This is a genomic window from Arthrobacter sp. sptzw32, assembly GCF_059089735.1.
The window spans coordinates 40613-60124 of sequence record NZ_JBNHEZ010000001.1 but is presented as its reverse complement, the minus strand read 5'-3'; the positions used below and the strand labels follow the sequence as shown (position 1 = coordinate 60124).

The following is a 19512-nucleotide window of genomic DNA, read 5'->3' as shown; positions in this document are numbered from 1 at the left end:
AGACCGCAAAGTAGTGGCCGTGCAGGCCTGAGGCTCCCCCGCCCAGGTTGGTGCACGGCTTAGAGAACTACGCAGCCGGGGCCCCGGACGAGCTGTACCGCAGTGAGTCCGGGGCCTCTGCCACGCACAACGAATGTGAGTAACCCATGGCAATGACCGCACGTCAACGAGCCAGAGTAAGCCTGTATGTCCAGGCCGGGATCTTTGTTGTGGCCATCGCCGCGCTGGTCCTGGCCACCGACTGGGAAACCATCGGCAACAGCGTCTTCAACTTCGCCAAGATCGGCCCCATGTTCCCGGGCATCTTCATGACCGGCCTGACGAACACCCTGATCTACACCTTCCTCGGCTTCATTGTGGGTCTCTCCGGCGGTCTCCTGCTGGCCCTGATGAAGCTTTCCAGCTTCCCGCTGTACCGCTGGATCGCCACCGGGTACATCGAGTTCTTCCGCGGCATTCCCGCGCTGCTGGTCTTCATCGCCTTCGGCTACGGCGTTCCGCTGGCGTTCGGCGTCTCCTGGAACATCACCGTGATCGTGATGGTCTCGCTCGGCATGGTGGCCTCGGCCTACATCGCCGAAACCCTCCGCGCAGGCCTGCAGGCAGTACCGAAGGGCCAGTTGGAGGCCGCGCGCTCCCTTGGCATGCCGCAGTGGCGGGCCATGGTCACCATCGTCATCCCGCAGGCGTTCAAGATCGTCCTGCCGCCGCTGACCAACGAGGTCATCCTGCTCACCAAGGACTCATCGCTGATCTACGTCCTGGGCCTCACCGCATCCCAGTACGAGCTGACCAAGTTTGGCCGCGACGGCATCTCCAGCCTCGGCGCGGGCCTTACTCCACTCCTGGTGGCCGGCGCCTTCTACCTGGTGATCACCATCCCCCTGAGCTTCCTGGCCCGGAAGTTCGAAAGCCGCACCGCGCGGAACAATCGATAGGCAGGGAAGACTATGAACGACGTCGTACATTCCTCCGCCGGCAGCACCGGCACCATCCACGCTGCCGGCGTGGAAATCAAGGACCTGCGCAAGTCCTACGGATCCAACGAGGTCCTGAAGGGCATCAACCTGGCCGTGGCGCCGGGTGAAGTGGTGTGCCTGATCGGGCCGTCGGGTTCCGGCAAGTCCACCCTGCTGCGGTGCGTGAACCTGCTGGAGCAGCCCAACCAGGGCAGCATCCATGTGGGCGGCTTTGAGGCCACCGATCCCGACGTGGACATCGACAGGATGCGCCGCAAGGTGGGCATGGTGTTCCAGCAGTTCAACCTGTTCCCGCACCTGGACGCCAAGCGCAACTGCTCCATCGCCCAAACGAAGGTTCTCAAGCGCTCCCAGGCCGAGGCGGACAAGGTGTCCATGCACAACCTGGAGCGCGTGGGACTCGGACACCTCGCGGACCGTTTCCCGGACCAGCTCTCCGGCGGCCAGCAGCAGCGCGTGGCCATCGCCCGCGCACTGAGCATGGACCCTGAGCTGATGCTCTTCGACGAACCTACTTCTGCGCTGGACCCTGAGACGGTGGGCGACGTCCTCTCCGTCATGCGGAACCTCGCCCAGGAGGGCATGACCATGCTGGTGGTGACCCACGAGATGGGCTTCGCCCGCGAAGTTGCCGACCGTGTGGTGTTTATGGACGGCGGCGTTGTGGTGGAGGAAGGCGTGGCCGAGCAGGTCATTTCCGCCCCCACCCAGCCTCGCACCAAGGAGTTCCTCCGCCGCGTGCTCGATCCCACACACATCGACATCGAGGAATAAGCGCTCCGCCTCTTTAGGACCGCCTGGCGAATTCCCCGGCGCTGTGGTTGTCCATGGCGGCGGGGAATTTTTGCGTCCCCGCGCTTTTGCGTCGCAGCTGGGCCTTTGCGCGCTGACGCCCGCGTAATTCGTGCGGCGGCGGGGCGCCGCACTGCCGGCCGGTTTTCGTTCCGGCGGGGTCCTTTACTTCTGTGGCTGGTGCATTCGACAATGGTCCCTCTACAGCCTCCACTGGCTCAGCAGCGCGCTGCCAACCCACACAGCAGGCCCCGGCCGGCAACCACAGGAGCGCTTAAATGAGAGAGCCGACAACCACAACGCAGGCCACCCCGGCAGTATCGACGCGTGCCGCCCGGCTGGCATCCATCCCCTCTTTCCAGCGGGTCGATGCTTTCTTCACGGCGGCCAAATTGCGCCGGCACGGCCAAACTGACATTTCTGATTTCACCTTCGGCAACCCGCACCAGATGCCGCCCGACCGCTACGTCAATACGCTGCGGGATGCCCTTACTCCGCAGCATGACCAATGGTTCGCGTACCAGAGCAATGGAGAGGAGGCCCGGGAGGCTGCTGCAGAATCCCTTCAGCGGCTGCTGGACGTACCGTTTCGGCCGGAGGATATCTACCTCACCACCGGCGGCTTCGCGGCCATCGCGCTGGCCCTGAAGACCGTGGGCGATCCGGGTGACGAGGTCATTTACAGCCTGCCGCCATGGTTCCTGTACGAGCCGCTGATCCTCGAAGCCGGACTGGTCCCCGTGAAGGTGAAGGTGGACATCTCCACGTTCGATCTGGATCTGGCCGCAATCGAAGCTGCCATTACCGAGCGCACCCGGGTAGTGATCGTCAACTCGCCCAACAATCCCACCGGACGGATTTATCCTCCGGACCTGCTGCTCCGGCTGGCGGACCTGCTGGAGGCGGCTTCCGCCCGGATCGGCCGGCGGATCTACCTGGTCTCGGACGAGGCCTATAACCGGATCGTGTATGACGGCCTGCGCTTCCATAGTCCCGTGGAGTTCTACGCCCACACGCTTCTGGCATACTCCTATGGCAAAACGCACCTCTCCCCCGGCCAGCGGGTGGGTTACCTGGCCCTGCCGCCCACACTGCCGGACCGGGACGCGATGCGGCCCGCCATCACCGGCCTGCAGGTGGCTATGGGCTGGGTGTACCCCAATGCCCTGCTCCAGCACGCGCTTCCCGAACTGGAGAAGTTCTCCATCGACGTGGGACAGCTACAACGGCGCCGGGACCGTCTGGTAGATGCACTGGGCGGTATGAGCTACCGTCTGCACCCGCCGGAAGGCTCGTTCTACCTTTACGTCACCACCCCCATCCCGGATGACGAGGCCTTCACCGAGTCGCTCGTCCACCACAATGTGTTTGTTTTTCCGGGCGTGCTTTTCGAGACGCCGGGCTTCTTCCGTATGTCCCTGACTGCCAACGAGGACATGATCGAACGCAGCCTGCCTGCCTTCGAAGCGGTGATGAAGGAGAGCATGAACGGCCGCGAAGGATGAACCGGCGCACCTGCTCGTAACCGGGGCTACCCGGCCAGGACTCCCCCGACCGCTGCAGCAACGGCATCCTTGATCCGCCCATGCAGGTCGCGCAGCCCGTGCCGGTCCGTGCGGACTTCCACGATGCTGCGGCCCGCGATGGGCTGGCTCAACGCTTCGGCGAGTGCCGCCGTCGTACTTACTGAGCAGTGCCCGACGCCGTACGCTGCGGCAAGGGCCGCGAGGTCCACTGCGTGCGGGGTGCCGAAAAGCCGTTCGACAGTATCTCCATAGTCCCCGGCTTCCCGCACCGCACCATGTTCCAGCAGGTCAAAGATGGCCCCGCCGGCGTCGTTGAGTACCACGATCCGCAAGTCCGGCAGTTCCTCTCCGGAATTGAGGAGCAGCCCTCCGGCATCATGGAGGAAGGTGACATCGCCCAGCAGGACTGTGGTTTCCTGCCTGCCGCCGAGCGCAATGCCGGTGGCCGTGGAGATGGTGCCGTCGATTCCGGCGAGGCCGCGGTTGGCGTAAATGGTGGCGGCAGGTTCGGGGGCGGGCAGGCCTGCAAGATCGACATCGCGGATGCCGTTGGAGGAGCCCAGCAGCAGCTGGCCGCTGGCATGTTTCCACACCAGCGATCCGACGCCCGGGCCGGTGGCGGCTGCGTCCTCGGCCAGGATCCGGTCCAGTGCGTGCTGGGCGGCTGAACCGGCGAGCAGCCACGTGTCCAGCCAGGCTGACGGGCCGCGGCCGGCGAAGTCGGCCAGGTCCGCGAGGTTTTCCAGGGGCAGTTCGGTGCGCCGGCCGGGTTCGTACCACGCCACGGGCACCGGCTGGTAGAGCGCGGATGGGACCTCTGCGCGGGCAAGCAGGGCTGCAACAGGGCGGGACAGCGTGGGGCGGCCGAACAAGATAACCCGCTCGATCGGCGTTGCTGACTCGGGCCCGAAATGCTCCAGCAGCAGCCGGTACGGCCCCACGGCGTTGGGCCCGAAGCGGGCGTTGGAGGAGGGCTCGGCCAGCAGCGGCAGGCCGTGGGCGCGGGCGAAGGCCTCGGCCACCGGGCCGGCGTCGTGTCCGGCCAGGACGACGGTGCGCCGTTCGGGCAGGTCCGGCGATGCGGGGGGCAGGTTCATCACGAGGGGCTCGGTGGCCACCCGGTATCGGGGGCGGTCAGTGGGCTCCGGCAGCTTCTCTTCGGGTGCGGGGACCAGCGGATCACGGAAGGCCAGGTTGAGCTGGACGGGTCCGGGGGGAAGATCGGGGAACGCGCCGGTGGCCGCGGACAGGCCGGTCCGGATGCCGCGTTCAGGGTCTGTTCCTGCCGGAATGTCGACGGCGAAGCGCACCTGTTCGCCGAAGATGTCAGGCTGGATGGTGGTCTGGTTGGCCCCGGTGCCGCGCAGCTCGTCGGGCCGGTCAGCGGACAGGACGATCAGCGGAACGGCTGCGTGGTTGGCCTCCATCACCGCCGGCAGCAGGTTCCCAACGGCGGTCCCGGAGGTCGTCAGCACCGCGGCCGGCGAACCAGTGGAGAGGGCCAGCCCAAGGGCCGTGAAGCCGGCGGAGCGCTCGTCAATGCGGACCAGCAACTCGAGGTGTCCCTGTGCCGAAGCTTCAGCCAGCGCGTATGCCATCGGCGCGGACCGGGAACCGGGCGATACCACCACGTGCTGCACACCGCCGTCGACCAGTACCCCGACGGCGATCCGTGCCGCGGCGAGCGCGCTCAGCGACGGCCAGGCATCGGGGAAACCTGCGCGGGAAGAGGGAATCCCGGAAGAGTCCGGGGAAGCGTCGGGGGCGGAGTCGTTGGACGAAGTCACCAAACCAGTCTGCCACCCCCAACGCTCTCTCACCTTCCGCACGAAAATCCGCAACGCTCTCTCACCACCTGCACCAAAACGGGAATCGCTCTCTCACCACCTGCACCAAAACGGGAAACGCTCTCTCACCACACGCCCCCATTGGGCCATGTGGTGAGAGAGCGTTTCGTTAAAACGTGCGGAAGGTGAGAGAGCGTTTGTCCGCGGGCAGGAGTTAGGCGCGGAACACCTGGATCACGGACGGGCGTGGCGCGCGCGCCTGGCCGGGGGCGGGGGTCGATCCTGCCGGAACGTAGTCCGGGAAGAAGGAGACCTGCTTCTCAAACGTGCCGTCCTCGCCCGGGTGCTGCACGGCGACGAACACCGTGCGCTCGTCGTCGTGGATGATGGGGCCGCAGGTTTCGGCGTCGCGGGGGACGGCGAGGAACTGCTCCACCTTGCCGCGTTCGGCGCCGTCCAGGGTGACCTTGAACAGGCCGTCGGCGCGGCCGATACCGGAGGGGGCACCGTCCGTGGAGATCCAAAGGTTGCCCACCGAGTCAAAGGCGAGGTTGTCGGGGCAGGAGATGGGCGAGACCTTGTCCACGGGGAAGCCGGAGAAGTAGGTGACGTCGCCCTGCGCCGGATCGCCGCAGACCATCAGCAGGTTCCAAGTGAACTTGGTGGAGGTTTGGCCGCCGGTTTCGGTGATTTCCACGATGTGGCCGTCGCGGTTCTGGTTGCGGGGGTTCACTTCTGTGGCGCCTTCGTTTGTGCCCGTGCCGCGGTTGGAGTTGTTCGTGCAGGCCACGTACACCTTGCCGGTGAAGAGGCTCGGCTCCACGTCCTCGCAGCGGTCCATCTTCGTGGGGCCCACCTTGTCCGCAGCCAGCCGGGTGTACACCAGAACTTCTTCCACCGACATGCCGGGCACCGCTGACCTGCCGTCCACCACCAGCGGCAGCCACTCGCCGGTGCCGTCAAAGGCGCCGTCCGAGGGCACAGCCCCGGTGCCGGTGATTTCCGTTGCCGGCGAGTTGCCGGTGAACTTGGCTACGTAGAGGCTGCCCGCGGACAGGAGAGTCATGTTGTGCTTGCGGTTGCCCTCAATGTACTTGTCCTTTGAAACAAACTTGTACAGGTAGTCGAACCGCTCATCGTCACCCGAGTAGGCAACGACGTGTCCGGACTCGGCGATGATGACGTTCGCGCCCTCGTGCTTGAAGCGGCCCAGCATGGAGTGCTTCTTAGGCATGGAGGTGGGGTCGAACGGGTCGACTTCGACAATCCAGCCGAAGCGGTTGGCTTCGTTTTCGTAGCCGGACTTACGGGTATCCCAGCGCGGCTCGTCCTGTTCCCAGCCGCGTGCGGTGGGCTTGTTGGTGATGCCGTACCGCTTGTCACCTGCTGAGGTGCCGTTGCCAACGAAATAGCCCTGGAAGTTTTCCTCGCCGGAGAGGATGGTGCCCCACGGGGTGGTGCCGCCGGCGCAGTTGCCCAGGGTGCCCTTGATGAAGCGGCCTGAAGGGTCGTCCACTGTCTTGACCAGGGAGGAGCCGGCGGCCGGACCCGTCAGTTCATACTTCGTGTTGTTCAGGAACCGGCGGTTCCGTTCCGCGCCTTTGACGTAGCTCCACGGCTTGTTCTTGTTCTGCCGCTCGAGCTCCACCACGCTGAGGCCGTGGGCGGCTGCCCCCACAGCGCGCATCTGATCCGCGGGCATGGTGGCCGGGAACATGATGTTCTCGTTGGTGTACTCGTGGTTGGCGAACAGCACCGCGCGGCGGCCCTTGCTGCCCGGGATCTCCAGGATGTCCGTGTAGTCGTTGTTGTAGCCGAACTGTTTCTCCTGGGCGGCTGCTGTCTGGTTGTGCACATCGAACTCCGGCGCGTCGTTGAAGATCGGGTCGCCCCAGCGGATGACCGGCCGCCAGGTGAAACCTTCAGGAACGGTGACGGCGTCCACGGAGGCATCGATCGAAGGGATCGCGGTGAACTGCAGCTTGGACTTGCCGAAGCCTTCCTTGGCGGCCTTGGACAGGCCCGCGGCGTTGGCGGAATCGGGTGAAGTGACGGCGCTGCCCAGTACGACGGCGAGCGCACCGGCGGCCCCGAACCCCAGGGCGGCGCGGCGGGACATGGTGGCGGAGGCGATGTCGCGGAAGTAGCTGTTGGAGCTGGTGTTGCAGACGTCGCCGGCGCACGCGTTGTCACACTTCAGCGCGCAGGTGACGGCGCTGCGCTTGCCCTTCGTGTGGCCGAGCATCGGCAGCAGGGTGAACTTGCGGGCAGTCGTTTCAGACATGGGTGCCTTCCAAAAATTTGATGCGGTTCGCCCACCCTGTCAGGCGGTTTCTACGCGCAGTAGTCCCCGAGGTGAAGTTCCGGTTAACCGCGCGTGACCTGCGGGAACACGCGAGAGGGTCGCGGAAAAGGGTGCATTAAGTGATAGAGCGTCAGGAGAATTCGTGCGGAAAGTGAGAGAGCGTCAGGCCGGAAGGAGGGCGTGGACGCGGCGGAGCCGGGCCAGCCACCAATCCCGGCGCGCAGGTGTTGCGGCATACTGCTCCAGCAGCCCGGCGTCGGCGGCGACGTCGCGGAGGCGGATGGCGCCGTCGTCGGCCACCAGCGGATCCGAGGTAATGTCCGATTCGAACAGGGACACGGTACCCAGCCCGCACGCGTACGGCAGTTCCGGCAGCGCCGCGGCCAAGGCCAAGCCCGCACGGATCCCCACCGAGGTGTCCAGCGCTGAACTGACGACGGCGGGAAGTCCGGCCTGGGCCACAAGGTCCAGCGCGCGCCGCACTCCCCCGAGCGGCGCCACCTTAACCACGATGAGATCGGCGGCACCTGCACGGGCCACGCGCAGGGGGTCGCTTTCCTTGCGGACGCTTTCATCAGCCGCGATCAGCACGGGCGTTCCGGCAGTCCGCAGCCGGGACCGCACCTCCGCCAGCCCGTCAATGGTTGGAACCGGCTGCTCCGCGTACTCAAGGCCGACGCCGGCCAGCCGGGTGAGTGCCTCGACGGCGGCGGGAACATCCCAGCCGCCGTTGGCATCCACCCTGATGGCGGCATCAGGCAGGGCGGAACGGACGGCGGTGAGCCGGGCGGCGTCGTCGTCGAGCGTCTGGCCCTGCTCGGCAACCTTGACCTTCACCGCGTCCACCCGGCCGAAGCGGGCAAGGACCTCGGGCACCCGCCCGGCAGCAACAGCAGGAACGGTGGCGTTGACGGGGATTACGCCACGCAACGGAGCAGGAAAACCCTGCCACGCTGCCTCAACAGCAGAAGCCAGCCACCGGGACGCTTCGGCATCGCCGTACTCCGGGAAGGGGCAGAACTCCCCCCAGCCCGCCGGGCCCTGCAGGAGCAGTGACTCCCGCTCCATGATGCCGCGGAACTTTACCCGCATGGGCAGGTTCACCACGTGCGCGCCGGCCAGCAGTTCCTCGAGATCGGGCACTGGCGCGGTAGGCATGGACCCACTGTACAAGCGGTGACAGAGATACCTTGGCGGGGCGCCCCGCGGTCAGGGAGCATGCGGCAGGATCCCAGCTTTTTGTGACAACCTTGAAGTGATGGCTTTTCAACGGCAGGCACAGACCAGGACCCCAGCACGCCCCGCTCCCGGGTCGGGCTTCCTGTTTGTGCTTGCCACCCTGGCGTGCGTCGCCGGGCTGATGGCCACCTATTACTACTTCGTCCAGACCACCACGGGCCAGTTCATTGACGAGTCCGCGCTCGTGGAAGCCGTCGATATCCACGGGCCGGCAGGCAAGGCGAGCACCAGGTTCCTGGACCTGCTGCCCACCATCTCTCTGGTGATGGCCGCCGTCGTGGTGCTGTTTGTCACGGTGATCCGGAAGCGGTGGACCGAAGCCGGCATCGCGGTGGCAGCGTGTATCGCCGCGAACATCGCCACGCAGGTCCTCAAGGATGTGCTGCCGGCCAGGCCTGACAAAGGCGTGGTGACACTGGAGTTGAATTCGCTGCCGTCCGGGCACACGACGCTGGCGGCATCGGCGGCGGCTGCCGTGTTCCTGATGGCTTCCCCGCGCTGGCGCCCGATGGCCGGGTTCGTGGGCGGAACGTTCGCCATCGCCTCCGGGGTGTCCACGCTGATCAATCAGTGGCACCGCCCCGCCGACGTGGTGGCCGCGTTCCTGCTGGTAGGCGCCTTTATGGTTCCTGCGGGCTGGCTCATTATCCGCCGCGGAGTCTGGAACGTGTGGGACGGCTTTGGCGCGCATGTGGGCTCGGCGCGGATCTGGCTGACGCTGCCGGTGCTGATCGGGCTGGCCTCGGCTGCGGTGGCAATGTTCTCGCTGGCCCGGATTGCACCCACCCCTTGGCAGGAAGTGAGCACCACCAACTATTTTTGGGCCGGGATCTCGCTCATTGTTATCGCCGGGTACCTGGCCACGGTAGCCACCACCGCCCTGTTCGCGTACGCCGCACGACGCCGGGACTCGCCTCGGCGCTGACGGTCACCCCGGCTTTAGCCCACCCCGTGGTGCTGGAGCCACATTTCCAGCAGCGCCAACTGCCAGAGAACATTGCTGTTGACCGGGGTCCGCCGGGTGTTGGGGTCCGCCAAAAGTCCGTCGATGAAGGTGGGTTGGAACAGTCCGCGCTGCTTTGCCTCAGGCGAGTGAAGGGCCTCCCGCACGATGGACATGTACGGTTCCTCCAGGTGCTGAAGTGCAGGGACAGGGAAATAACCCTTGGGACGGTCCACCACAGCCCTGGGAAGCAGCTGCCGGCCCAGGTCCTTCAGGATGCTTTTCCCGCCCTGGGACGCCTTGAGCTCAGGTGGGCAGGCCGCGGCGAGTTCCACCAGTTCGTGGTCCAGGAACGGAACCCGCGCTTCGATGCCCCAGGCCATGGTCATGTTGTCCAGGCGCTTTACCGGGTCGTCCACCATCAGCAGGTGCGTGTCCAGCCGAAGCACTGCGTCCAGGGCGGTGTCCGCCCCCGAAGCTTCAAGGTTTGCAGCCAGGACCTGGCTGCTGGCATCGGATCCGCAGTACCACTCGGGCTCCACAATGTTCAGGAGCTCCCCGTGACTATGGTCGACGAAGCTTGAGGTGAACACCTGGTGTGCTTCGGAACGGCCTGCCCCCGCCAGCGGCTGATGGTAGGCGTACCCGCCGAACACCTCATCTGCGCCCTGGCCGCACTGCACCACCTTCAGGTGTTGAGCAACAGTTTTCGAGAGCAGGTGGAATGCCGTCACGTCATGGCTGGCCATGGGTTCGGACATGGCACCCACCGCGGCATCAACCGACGGCGCAAAGTCGGCGGTGCTGATGTGGAGGCGCTCGTGCCGTGTGCCGAACTCCCGCGCCACCAGGTCCGAATACGCAAACTCATTCCCGGAGTCCCCGCCCGCGCCGTCAAAGCCGATGCTGAAGGTGGACAGCCCCTGCTGGCCCTCCTCGGCAAGCAGCGCAACCAGGAGGCTCGAATCCAGCCCGCCGGACAGAAGGACGCCCACTGGCACGTCGGCCACCATCCGCCGTCGTATTGCCGTCTTGAGGGATTCGCGGACAGCGTCCTGCCACTCCCGGGCGGACCAGCCTTCGTGCTCGGGGCGGCGGGTGTAGCTGGGCTTCCAGTACTCGCGGTCGTGCCAGGTCCCGTCCGCACGGATGGTCCGGATGGTGGCGGCCGGCAGCTTCTGGATGCCGCGAAGGATGGTTCGTGGTGCCGGAACTATCGAGTGCCAGCTCAGGTAGTGGTGGAGGGCTACTTCGTCAATGGAGGTGTCTACCCCGCCAGAGGCGACGAGCGCCGGCAGGCTGGACGCGAACCGCAACCTGCCCGGCAGGTGGGAAAGGTACACCGGCTTGATGCCCAACCGGTCCCGGACCAGCAGGACCTCCTCCCGCTGCGGATCATAAAGGGCAACCGCGAACATCCCCACGAGGTGGTGCACAAAGTCATCGCCCCACTTGCGGTAGGCCTTCAGGATGACTTCGGTGTCGCTGGTGGAACGGAAGGTGAACTCAGGCTCCAGTTCCCGGCGCAAATCCTTGTAGTTGTAGATGCAGCCGTTGAACGCGATGGCGAGGCCGCTGTCGTCGAGCATTGGCTGCGCCCCTGCTTCGGACAGGTCGATAATGCTGAGCCGTTGGTGTCCCAAGGCTACCCAGCCCGATTCCCAGGTCCCCTCCCCGTCGGGCCCCCGGGATGTCATGGCCCCCATCATCTTCAAAACCGGCTCCAGGGAAGGCGCTCTCCCGTTGAAGGCGATCTCGCCGGCTATACCGCACATGCTGGTGTCCTCGTTCCTGCGTTGACTGCAACCTGTGCAGCACGTGAGGAGCCCCAGCCCTCCACTTTCCAAGCTCTACGTCAGTTGGTTCTGCAAAAGCCGGTTCTCCACCTCCTGCAGCGGAGTGGCGGGCAGCGCAGTGATGTGGACGGCGTCGGCCACCACGTCCCTGAGGCTGGCCGATTCGGCATAAGAGCTGCGCTGAACTGCAGCGCCGGTCCCCCGGTCCAGAACCTGGAACAGGAGGAACTCCACAGTGCTGTACTCACCCTGCTCCTCGAGCACCGGGCGCAGGTGGTCCAGCAGCGCAAGTGCAACCTCGAAGGCGCCGCGCAGAGTACCCGTCAATGGATCGGCCAGCTCACCGTCCAGTCCATAACGGCTCGCCTGCCACGCGGCAAGCCGCAGCCGGGTAGCCGACGCCGGAACGGGGCCAACGCCGTCACGCCACTGCCGTGCCGCCGTCTCAGCCAGGGCGCGCACCAGGGCGGCGATGAGGACGGTGTCGTCGGCGAACAGGCAGACGTCGGCCACCCTGACCTCAACGGTGGGATGTTTGTGGCTCAGCCGGGCGTCCAGGTAAAGGTTTGCTTGATCAAGTGGTACCCCTGAGCTGAGCATCTGCTGCATCTCATGGTGGTAGGCGGCGGCTGAACCGTAGATTTCCGCCGGTCCCGTGGTTGGCCACCGGTTCCAGGCCTGGGCACGGTAACTCGCGAAGCTCGAGTCCACACCGTTCCAGTACGGCGAGTTGCTGCTGAGCGCCTGCAGGACGGGCATCCAAATCCTGATTCGGTCAAGGATGGCGACGCCTTCCTCGTCCGACTCAATCTCCACGTGCACGTGGCAGCCGCCGGTCAGCTGCTCTGCGGCAGTAAGACCGAACCGTTCCATCAGGGCCGCGCACCGCTCGCCGGGCGCGATGGTGGACTGTACGGGCATCGGCGAGGTTGCCAAAGCTACGGCTCGTGCTCCCACCCGCCGGGCTGCAGCGTCGGCACTCGCCCGCCCTGTTGTAAGGTCCTGCGCCACGTCAAAAAGGCTGGTCCGGGGAAGGGTGCAGGTTTCGATCTGCTCCTGCTTCATCTCGCTGGTGAGGCGGGGAAAGTCGCTCAGCTGTTCGAGGACCTCGCCCAGTGGCACAGGGTTCCCGCCGGCGTCGACAATAAGGAACTCTTCCTCAACCCCGACCCTACGCGTCATCGGACCACCCCGCAGGGTGTCACAACCGGCAACCGCCCGCCTGCGGGTGCACAGCCGTATTGGATAAGGTAAGCCACGATGCTCCTTGTATGGATCCCAGGGCGTTTGCTCAACCTCCCATAACCCTCACATAGTAAGCAGGCTTAGTTCCTGCCCGCAAGACAGGTGGCCCACAGCCTTGTCACGTGGCTGCTTGGCAGGGGTCCGGGCGGGACTTCGTGCCGGGGCACGCTCCCTAGAAGGCGCCAGGCTGTATGGAGATGGCGTCCGTGGCCGGGCTTGTCACCACCGACTCTGCGGAGACCGACGACGGCGGGGTGGCCGGCAGGAGCCGGGACAGGAACTTACCGCGGGCTGCTTCAACGAACCCCCGGAAAATGCCGAAGTCCTCGGGAAGCTCTTCCGGGTGCCACTGGATACCCATCGTGAAGGTACTGGCCGGATATTCAACAGCCTCCACCACCTGATCCTCGCTCCAGGCAGCAGCCACGAGGCCCTCACCGAGCCTGTCCACAGCCTGATGGTGGGACACAGGGACGGGTCCGGGGTTGGCACCAATCAGTTCTTCAAGGCGGGAGCCGGACCTGATTTCGACGGCGATTTGGTTGAAGTTGTAACCGCCGAGCTGGTACTGCCCGTTTCCGATGACGTCGGGCAGGTGCTGGTGGAGGCTGCCGCCAAGTGTCACGTTAAGCAGCTGCTCCCCCCGGCAGATGCAGAGCAGTGGAACGTCCTGCCGGATCGCTTCCTGGATCAGGGCTTGCTCCCAGGCATCACGCTCCGGGCGGGGCTCGTCAGTTTCAGGGTGGGCTGCCTGGCCGTACAGTGCCGGATCCACGTCCCATCCGCCTGGAACCACCAAACCATCGAGCCTGTTCACGAGCTGTTCAATCATTCCTGCCACCACCGGCTGGGGTGGCAGGAGGATGGGGACACCGCCCGCTGCGATGATGGGGTTCAGGTATGTCTCGGGCAGGAATGCCGCCCTGACCGTGCCGCATCCATCGGTACCGGCCTGCTCGAGGTACGTGGTGAGTCCGATGATGGGTTTCATCGCGGCGTCGGTTGTTTGCACTGTGGTCCTTCCGGGGAAATTCTCTGCATTAATGCTATGGCGGCAAAGGGCCCGGAATGTTTCGTCGCGGTCAATTCGAGGTGTCGAGAGGATCACATTTTTCAGGCTCTGCCCGCGGGCTCACCCGTTGTGCGGGGGATGACGCTGAAGCGGCGGTTCAGCAGGGACGGCACGCGGGTCCGAACTGCCGCGATCCGTTCAGGTTCAAGCTCCGCGAAGACAACTTTGGGCGCTTCGCCCGCGTTGGCAATGACCACCCCGAAAGGGTCAACCATGATCGAATATGCGGTGGCAAGGGGTCCTGACTGGTTGGCCGTCACCACATAGGAGGTGTTTTCGATTGCGCGGGCACGGACCAGGGTGCTCCAGTGGTCCTCTTTGCCCGGACCGGCAATCCACATGGCCGGCAGCAGCAGGACGTTCGCTCCGGCGTCGATCAGGAAGCGGGCGCTCTCCGGGAATCGAAGGTCGTAGCAGGTGAGCATGCCGAGGCGCAGCTGGCCGTAGGAGAGCAGGTCAGGTGGGCCGATGGTTCCCTGGCTGATTCCGGCGCTTTCGCTGTAACCGAAGGCGTCATAGAGGTGGGCTTTGCGGTAGGTGCCCTGGATGGCCCCCTCAGCGTCAAGGGCCACCAGGGTGTTGTATGGCAGACCTGTGGGGTTGGCCTCGGTAGTTCCCACCACCACTGGCAAGTGCAGGCCCTTTGCGAGCGCGGCGATGCCTCCCACGAACGGCCCGTCCAGGGGCTCTGCCACATTGGCCAGGACGCTCGGGGGCTCGGTGCTGGCGTAGAGGCTGGACTCGGGGAGCACCAACAAGTCCGCGTTGCCCAGGGCTGCGGTTTCCATCAGTTGCCCGATGTGCAGCAGGTTCCGGCGAGGGTCCCTGCCGGCGCTGAACTGCCCGGAGGCGATTCTCACTACAGTCCTCCTGCCACCGCGAAACGGACCCTCCAATAAGGTTCCCATACCCCCGGTTGAGTCAACAGCCCTCCCCGGCCCCTCCCCCTCGGAGCCGCGCAGGCTTACTTTGCCTTCCGCAGCCGGTCTGGCGGGTGAAGGTCGATGATGGGCAGGTGGCCATCGGTCCGGATGGCATCGCCGCCGCCGTTGCGGTGGTGGTAGCCGCTGTAGTAGTTGCGGATCACGTGCACGGACTCAACAGCGTTGGCCGAGCGGAGGGTTTCGATGATGAAGTCGCGTTCCTCGTCCGTGCGGTCAGCAATCTTGTGCGTGATTTGGAAGGTGAACAGGGAGAGTCCCACGCTCCGGTCATAGGTGCCGGCCCCTACCCAGTCCACGGCCAGCCCGCCGGGCAGCATCCAGCCTTCCGGGCATTTCCAGAACCGCACGTGGTGCCGTTTACGCGGGTTGCCCTCGATTTCGCGTTGGAACGCGAGGTCCTGCTTGTTACCGAAAACGTAGAGCGAGCTGACCGGGGCGTGCGGGTAGCTGCGCGCAAGGACAGTCGACGTCAGGGTGCGCCACGCGGTGCTGGGGGTGATGGGGTCGGCTTCCACCCACCCTGCCGTCTGCATCGCCTGCCGCAGCTCCTCCTTGGGGCCTACCACGGCGAGGTTCACGGGATCGCCCAGTACGCCGTCGCCCGTTCTTGTCCGCCCGATGAAGTAGTCCGGAATGTACAGGCTGCTCAGGATTTTGTGGATGCGCGGCAGCAGGGCGTACGCCAGGATCAGCCACACCGGCAGGAAGACCCATGCCTGCTCAAGCCCGCGCGACAGCCTGGCGAGGAGGAAGTAGTACACCGCCCAGCCGACGGCGATGGTCACCACCAGATACAGCAGCCGCTGCAGGACCGCCAGCACGGTGGCCCACCTGCTTTGCCGCCGCACCACCGCGCTGCTGGACCGCGAGTGGTCCGGCTCTTCCGGAACAGCCCGCTTCCCGCCGGTGGACGTCACAGTGTTTCCCCTTTCGGTCGCCAATCCTTGACCAGCCTAAGAGGTTCAGGAGGATGCCTGCAGCCCCGACCCTGCAAGCACGGCACCCGGCGGACAGGAGGCGCTCCCGCTCACGCAGGAAGGTTCAGCTGTTCCACGATGATCCGCGAGGTTTCGGGATCCCCCAGGATCCGGAAGTGGCCGGCCGTGGGCAGCTCAATGTTGGTGCCCCCCGGCAGGACGCTGCCCTCCGGTATGTGCGGATCAAACGGCCCGTAGATGGACGTGATCCTGGTGTTGATGGTCTCTTCGCGTGCCAGCTGGAGGGTCAGGGCGTTGCGCGGCGAAAAGATCCGCAGGCTGGGAAGCAGCATGTACTTGGCATAGCGCGATCCTGAAAAGGGCGTGCACACGGCGATCATCCGGTGGATCCGGTGCTCCGGGTCCAGGTTCAGCATGGCGTACTTGCCGATGAGCCCGCCTTTGCTGTGCGCCACGATGGCTGCGTCCCGCAGCCCGGCCTCCTCCAGGTGCTGGGCAACGAGCCGGGCGGCTGCGGGGACGTCCAGGCTGTTTCGCTGCAGCACCGTCACCACGTGCACGGGATGGCCGGCGTCGTGGATGCACTGGATGAGGGGCAGCATGAACTGCCAGTTTTCGTAAACCCCGGGAATGATCACCACTGGAGTGCGGTGGCCCTGGTGGAACGAGCCGGGCTGCACCCGGGAGAACATGCCACGGACCTGCCACGCGCCGGCATATAAATAGTCCTGCAACCACCACAGACCCTTTTGCAGGGGGCTGGTTCGAGTGGGCGTGCCCGTTTCACTCATCTGTTGAGGATAACCGCGCCGAGGCCGTTACCCAGCAATCCCCGGCCGAAACAGGCAGCTGTGCCAGAACCCTGTCAGTAGTTGCGCCGGTGCCTGAGCCGGGGAATCACGACGGCGAACACGGCCGCCGCCGCGAACCCCAGGACGGCTGTGGCTGAGATCCCCGCGCCCAGGGACGCCAGGGCCGTCACCCCGGAAAGAAGGACAGGCCCGGCGGTGGAACCGGCGTCGGCCATAAAACGCCACAGGCCCAGGAACTGGCCGCGGCCCCGGTCCGGGGAAAAGTCAGCGCCCAGGGTCATGACCAGCCCGGAACTGATGCCGTTGCCGAACCCTATGAGCAGTGCGGCCAGCAGCAGCCCCACAAAAGACCCGGTCAGCGGTATCAGCAGCAGCGCAGTGCCCATGATCAGCGTGGATGGGACGGCCACAAACTGGCGGCCTTTCCGGTCCATGAGCTTGCCGGCGGGATAGAACACCAGCATGTCGATAGCCCCGGACAGCCCATAGACCAGGGAGGCAGAAGTGGCGTCCATTCCCAGGTGGTCTGCCCACAGCGGGATGACCACCTGCCGTGAGGAGCGCAGGGCGCTCAGCAGGAGGATTCCCACGCCAACGCTGAGGAACACGCCGGCGTGGGAGACCGCAACGCTGCGGAGGGTCGGCCCCGGCCCTGGTGTTCCGCCGTCGTGCGTTTCCGCCGGCTTGAGGTCGGGAATGGTGAGGGACAACACCGCCGCGGCGGCCATCGCCACCACGCCCACCCAGTAGGCACCACCGATCCCGAAAAACTGCATTACGGCCGCACCCAAAAAGGGGCCGATGAACACACCGATCCTGTTGACGCCGCCCAGCGTGGACAGCGCCCGCGCACGGAACGCCACAGGAACGGCTTCCGTGAGGTATTTCTGCCGCGCCAGGCCGAACACTGCCCCGGACATGCCGACGACGGCCATCGCCACGGCGAGCAGCCACAGCCCGTTGGGGACCAGGGAGGACACCCCGGCCGCGGCAAGGGCCAGGCCGGCAGCGATGGCCGCGCCCACAATCGCCCAGCGCTCACCGAATTTCAGGGTTACCAGGGAGGCGGGAAGGTTGAAAATCCAGGAGCCGAGCCCCATCAGCGTGACGATCAGGGCCGCCGCGGCAACGGTGGCGCCCAGGTCGCGCGCAGTCAGCGCCACCACCGGAAGAATGGCCCCCTGCCCCACCCCGAAGAGCAGCGTGGGCCCAAAAGCCGCCACCGCGATGCTGCGAAGGCTGAAGGGCTCGGGGGCGTCCGGGGAAGTCATCAGATTTATCCTAGGGGGGCCGTCTGCAGGAGATAGAAAAGCCGAAGTGTGGGGGTCACAAAACCCTTGTGAAGGACTACCGTTTGCCTTATGGGTGCTGATTCGCGCCCACGGCCGAAGGGGAGGTTTATTTCATGGGTGAAGTGTGGATCCGTACGCTCGGCAACGGGCTGGTCCGGGCAGACAAAGTCACCGAGATTACATCAACCCGCGGATCCCTTCACGAGGACCAGGGGTATTTGCTGAAGGTCATCGTGGACGGCAAGAGCCACGCGTTGATCGATGACAGCGAACTTCGGGGAACGTTGGCTGAGCGGCTGGAATATGCGCGGCATCTTGAGGACGCCCTCCTGCTCGCCATAGATGAGGTACGGAACAGCGACGCCTCCGTGGTCATCTCCTATGAGCCCGAGCGCGGGCGCTGGTCATCCGCTCCGGTGACGGTACTGACCGGAAGTCTTCCCGAGGCGGTGGTCTAGCCGGTCCGGAAATTCGAGGCCTCGGGCGGAACTGCCCGGGGCCTCTGTCACAACACAAGCATCCCCAATTGGTGTAATAAATACGTAACTGTTGCGTGGGTCACATTCGCCCATTACTCTGGATAAGGCTTAAGAAACAGGCCATAGCAAGAAGCTGCAGCGTCGCAGCCAAATGCCGGGGAAGGCTTTACAACTTGAACTCCAAGCTCAACATCGTTGTCCGTGTAGATCTCGACCACGCCAAGGCTCTGGTGATTGCAAAGGGGCATATCACCGTCCACAGCGTAAACGCACTTTATGTAGTAGCTAAGCGGGCTAACTCCTTACGGGAAGGCCTGGACCTGAAGCTGGACATCAGCCACGCACGGGTGGATGAAGAAGCGCTGGAAATGCTTTATACCGCTTCGGAAACCCACCACCTGCCGGCCAGGATCGATCCGCAGCAGGCGCCTTGCACCATCAGTGTGCTGGCGCCGCGCCGGGAGCACGCTCCGGCCCGGCGCGCTCTGATCGCGGCCTAAAGCAATACAGGCAAGGCACCCGCAGCGCCCACTCATCGGGCCAGGATGCCGCCACAAACTTTCTTCTTCTTCCAGATTTTCCACAAACTTTGAGTGCAGCTGTATCCGAATAGACGGGTAGCTGCACTCATAGTTTGAGGGAAAAGGTCGTCAAGCGCGGGCCGGTTTGCCGCGTCATTGGCGTCCAGCCATGCAGCCAGGTTGATGCAGCTGCCCACGATCGCTGAATCTCCCGAGTCTGCACCGAAGCCGTGCCCCAGGCTGTCATTGACGGCCTCGACATGGTCCAGGTCGATAAAGAGCGCCGCCAGCCTGCTGTCTCCTTCCGCCAGGCCGCCGGAGTGCCGCTGGTCCAGCTCCGCCTTCAGGCCTGTCCTGTCAGGGAGCCCGGTGAGGGCATCCTGCAGGGCGAGCCGCTGCAGCTTCTTCTCTCCCTCGGCACGGCGGACCTCGGATTCCTCTGCTGCCCGGAGAGCTGTCACCAGTTCCTTCTCGTATAACCGGCGTTCGTGGGCGCTGAAGATGATGACGCGGACGACGACGGGGTCCCCTGTCGAGACCGGGGACCGCGACGCCGGGATCAGCGCGGCCCGGCGCTGATCGTCTCCAGCGGTAATTTCAACCGCTATCTCGGACACCGCGCCCGCGATGCCAGACTGCGGTATGCAGTGGGTGGAATACAGATTTTGGTCACCCACCGGCATTAGGACTGCAGCGTGGATCCGAGCCGACCGGAAACCGTGACGTTGTTCCGGCAAATCACTGTTGAATCGGCTGCCGTTGCCGCTACGGGCATTCTTCAATGACCCGATATCGAGTGACCTTATCCTGCCTCAGATACTAGTGCGGGGTCGCCGGGAAG

At 65.1% G+C, this 19512-nt stretch carries 17 protein-coding genes; 6 read left to right on the top strand and 11 right to left on the bottom strand.

Annotated elements, in window-relative coordinates:
• The first annotated feature begins 146 nt into the window (after positions 1–146).
• From AC5RVN_RS00265 to AC5RVN_RS00255, 3 genes are all read left to right on the top strand, one after another.
• Complete coding sequence (locus tag AC5RVN_RS00265; RefSeq protein WP_494041684.1) at positions 147–938, top strand: amino acid ABC transporter permease; 792 nt, start codon at positions 147–149, stop codon at positions 936–938.
• 12 nt (positions 939–950) lie between these two features.
• Entirely contained in the window at positions 951–1754 is an 804-nt protein-coding gene (locus AC5RVN_RS00260) for an amino acid ABC transporter ATP-binding protein (protein ID WP_494041683.1), read from the top strand.
• A gap of 296 nt (positions 1755–2050) precedes the next feature.
• A complete protein-coding gene (locus AC5RVN_RS00255; protein ID WP_494136738.1) occupies positions 2051–3277 on the top strand; it encodes an aminotransferase class I/II-fold pyridoxal phosphate-dependent enzyme in 1227 nt (408 codons plus the stop codon).
• Between the two features lie 26 nt (positions 3278–3303).
• Here AC5RVN_RS00255 and menD read toward each other — a convergent pair whose 3' ends face one another.
• The 3 genes from menD to AC5RVN_RS00240 all read right to left on the bottom strand — a co-directional run bounded on the left by menD (position 3304) and on the right by AC5RVN_RS00240 (position 8548).
• A complete protein-coding gene (menD, locus tag AC5RVN_RS00250; protein ID WP_494136737.1) occupies positions 3304–5085 on the bottom strand; it encodes a 2-succinyl-5-enolpyruvyl-6-hydroxy-3-cyclohexene-1-carboxylic-acid synthase in 1782 nt (593 codons plus the stop codon).
• A 214-nt stretch (positions 5086–5299) separates the two neighbouring features.
• Entirely contained in the window at positions 5300–7369 is a 2070-nt protein-coding gene (locus AC5RVN_RS00245; RefSeq protein ID WP_494136736.1) for a PhoX family protein, read from the bottom strand.
• 183 nt (positions 7370–7552) lie between these two features.
• Complete coding sequence (locus AC5RVN_RS00240) at positions 7553–8548, bottom strand: o-succinylbenzoate synthase (RefSeq protein ID WP_494105196.1); 996 nt, start codon at positions 8546–8548, stop codon at positions 7553–7555.
• A gap of 100 nt (positions 8549–8648) precedes the next feature.
• On the opposite strand from AC5RVN_RS00240, the gene AC5RVN_RS00235 reads away from it, so the two are divergent.
• On the top strand, positions 8649–9554 hold the full coding sequence (locus AC5RVN_RS00235; protein ID WP_494105197.1) for a phosphatase PAP2 family protein: 906 nt from the start codon (positions 8649–8651) through the stop codon (positions 9552–9554).
• A gap of 14 nt (positions 9555–9568) precedes the next feature.
• Here the strand turns inward: AC5RVN_RS00235 and AC5RVN_RS00230 are convergent, their stop codons facing one another.
• From AC5RVN_RS00230 to AC5RVN_RS00200, 7 genes are all read right to left on the bottom strand, one after another.
• Complete coding sequence (locus AC5RVN_RS00230) at positions 9569–11347, bottom strand: N-acetylglutaminylglutamine amidotransferase (RefSeq protein ID WP_494136735.1); 1779 nt, start codon at positions 11345–11347, stop codon at positions 9569–9571.
• A 75-nt stretch (positions 11348–11422) separates the two neighbouring features.
• Positions 11423–12550 (bottom strand): glutamate--cysteine ligase, encoded by a 1128-nt coding sequence (locus tag AC5RVN_RS00225; protein ID WP_494136734.1) that lies wholly within the window; start codon positions 12548–12550, stop codon positions 11423–11425.
• Positions 12551–12785: 235 nt separating this feature from the next.
• Positions 12786–13625 (bottom strand): gamma-glutamyl-gamma-aminobutyrate hydrolase family protein, encoded by an 840-nt coding sequence (locus tag AC5RVN_RS00220; RefSeq protein WP_494136733.1) that lies wholly within the window; start codon positions 13623–13625, stop codon positions 12786–12788.
• A gap of 101 nt (positions 13626–13726) precedes the next feature.
• On the bottom strand, positions 13727–14545 hold the full coding sequence (locus AC5RVN_RS00215; protein ID WP_494136732.1) for a carbon-nitrogen hydrolase family protein: 819 nt from the start codon (positions 14543–14545) through the stop codon (positions 13727–13729).
• 104 nt (positions 14546–14649) lie between these two features.
• A complete protein-coding gene (locus AC5RVN_RS00210) occupies positions 14650–15546 on the bottom strand; it encodes an LssY C-terminal domain-containing protein (protein WP_494136731.1) in 897 nt (298 codons plus the stop codon).
• A gap of 110 nt (positions 15547–15656) precedes the next feature.
• Positions 15657–16358, bottom strand: coding sequence for an esterase/lipase family protein (locus AC5RVN_RS00205; RefSeq protein WP_494041672.1), 702 nt, complete (start codon positions 16356–16358; stop codon positions 15657–15659).
• 74 nt (positions 16359–16432) lie between these two features.
• Complete coding sequence (locus tag AC5RVN_RS00200; RefSeq protein ID WP_494105202.1) at positions 16433–17650, bottom strand: MFS transporter; 1218 nt, start codon at positions 17648–17650, stop codon at positions 16433–16435.
• A gap of 134 nt (positions 17651–17784) precedes the next feature.
• On the opposite strand from AC5RVN_RS00200, the gene AC5RVN_RS00195 reads away from it, so the two are divergent.
• Positions 17785–18129, top strand: coding sequence for a hypothetical protein (locus AC5RVN_RS00195; RefSeq protein ID WP_494041670.1), 345 nt, complete (start codon positions 17785–17787; stop codon positions 18127–18129).
• A gap of 194 nt (positions 18130–18323) precedes the next feature.
• Positions 18324–18650, top strand: coding sequence for a hypothetical protein (locus AC5RVN_RS00190; RefSeq protein WP_494136730.1), 327 nt, complete (start codon positions 18324–18326; stop codon positions 18648–18650).
• 32 nt (positions 18651–18682) lie between these two features.
• Here AC5RVN_RS00190 and AC5RVN_RS00185 read toward each other — a convergent pair whose 3' ends face one another.
• Positions 18683–19288: a diguanylate cyclase domain-containing protein gene (locus AC5RVN_RS00185; protein WP_494136729.1), complete on the bottom strand. Its 606-nt coding sequence runs from the start codon at positions 19286–19288 to the stop codon at positions 18683–18685.
• Between the last annotated feature and the right edge of the window lie 224 nt (positions 19289–19512).

What these genes read in the sequence shown, in the direction of transcription:
- AC5RVN_RS00245 (WP_494136736.1), bottom strand. Translation starts at nt 7,369, where the DNA reads ATGTCTGAAACGACTGCCCGCAAGTTCACCCTGCTGCCGATGCTCGGC.
- AC5RVN_RS00235 (WP_494105197.1), top strand. Translation starts at nt 8,649, where the DNA reads ATGGCTTTTCAACGGCAGGCACAGACCAGGACCCCAGCACGCCCCGCT.
- AC5RVN_RS00200 (WP_494105202.1), bottom strand. Translation starts at nt 17,650, where the DNA reads ATGACTTCCCCGGACGCCCCCGAGCCCTTCAGCCTTCGCAGCATCGCG.
- AC5RVN_RS00255 (WP_494136738.1), top strand. Translation starts at nt 2,051, where the DNA reads ATGAGAGAGCCGACAACCACAACGCAGGCCACCCCGGCAGTATCGACG.
- AC5RVN_RS00240 (WP_494105196.1), bottom strand. Translation starts at nt 8,548, where the DNA reads ATGCCTACCGCGCCAGTGCCCGATCTCGAGGAACTGCTGGCCGGCGCG.
- AC5RVN_RS00195 (WP_494041670.1), top strand. Translation starts at nt 17,785, where the DNA reads ATGGGTGAAGTGTGGATCCGTACGCTCGGCAACGGGCTGGTCCGGGCA.
- AC5RVN_RS00265 (WP_494041684.1), top strand. Translation starts at nt 147, where the DNA reads ATGGCAATGACCGCACGTCAACGAGCCAGAGTAAGCCTGTATGTCCAG.
- AC5RVN_RS00225 (WP_494136734.1), bottom strand. Translation starts at nt 12,550, where the DNA reads ATGACGCGTAGGGTCGGGGTTGAGGAAGAGTTCCTTATTGTCGACGCC.
- AC5RVN_RS00205 (WP_494041672.1), bottom strand. Translation starts at nt 16,358, where the DNA reads ATGAGTGAAACGGGCACGCCCACTCGAACCAGCCCCCTGCAAAAGGGT.
- AC5RVN_RS00260 (WP_494041683.1), top strand. Translation starts at nt 951, where the DNA reads ATGAACGACGTCGTACATTCCTCCGCCGGCAGCACCGGCACCATCCAC.
- AC5RVN_RS00230 (WP_494136735.1), bottom strand. Translation starts at nt 11,347, where the DNA reads ATGTGCGGTATAGCCGGCGAGATCGCCTTCAACGGGAGAGCGCCTTCC.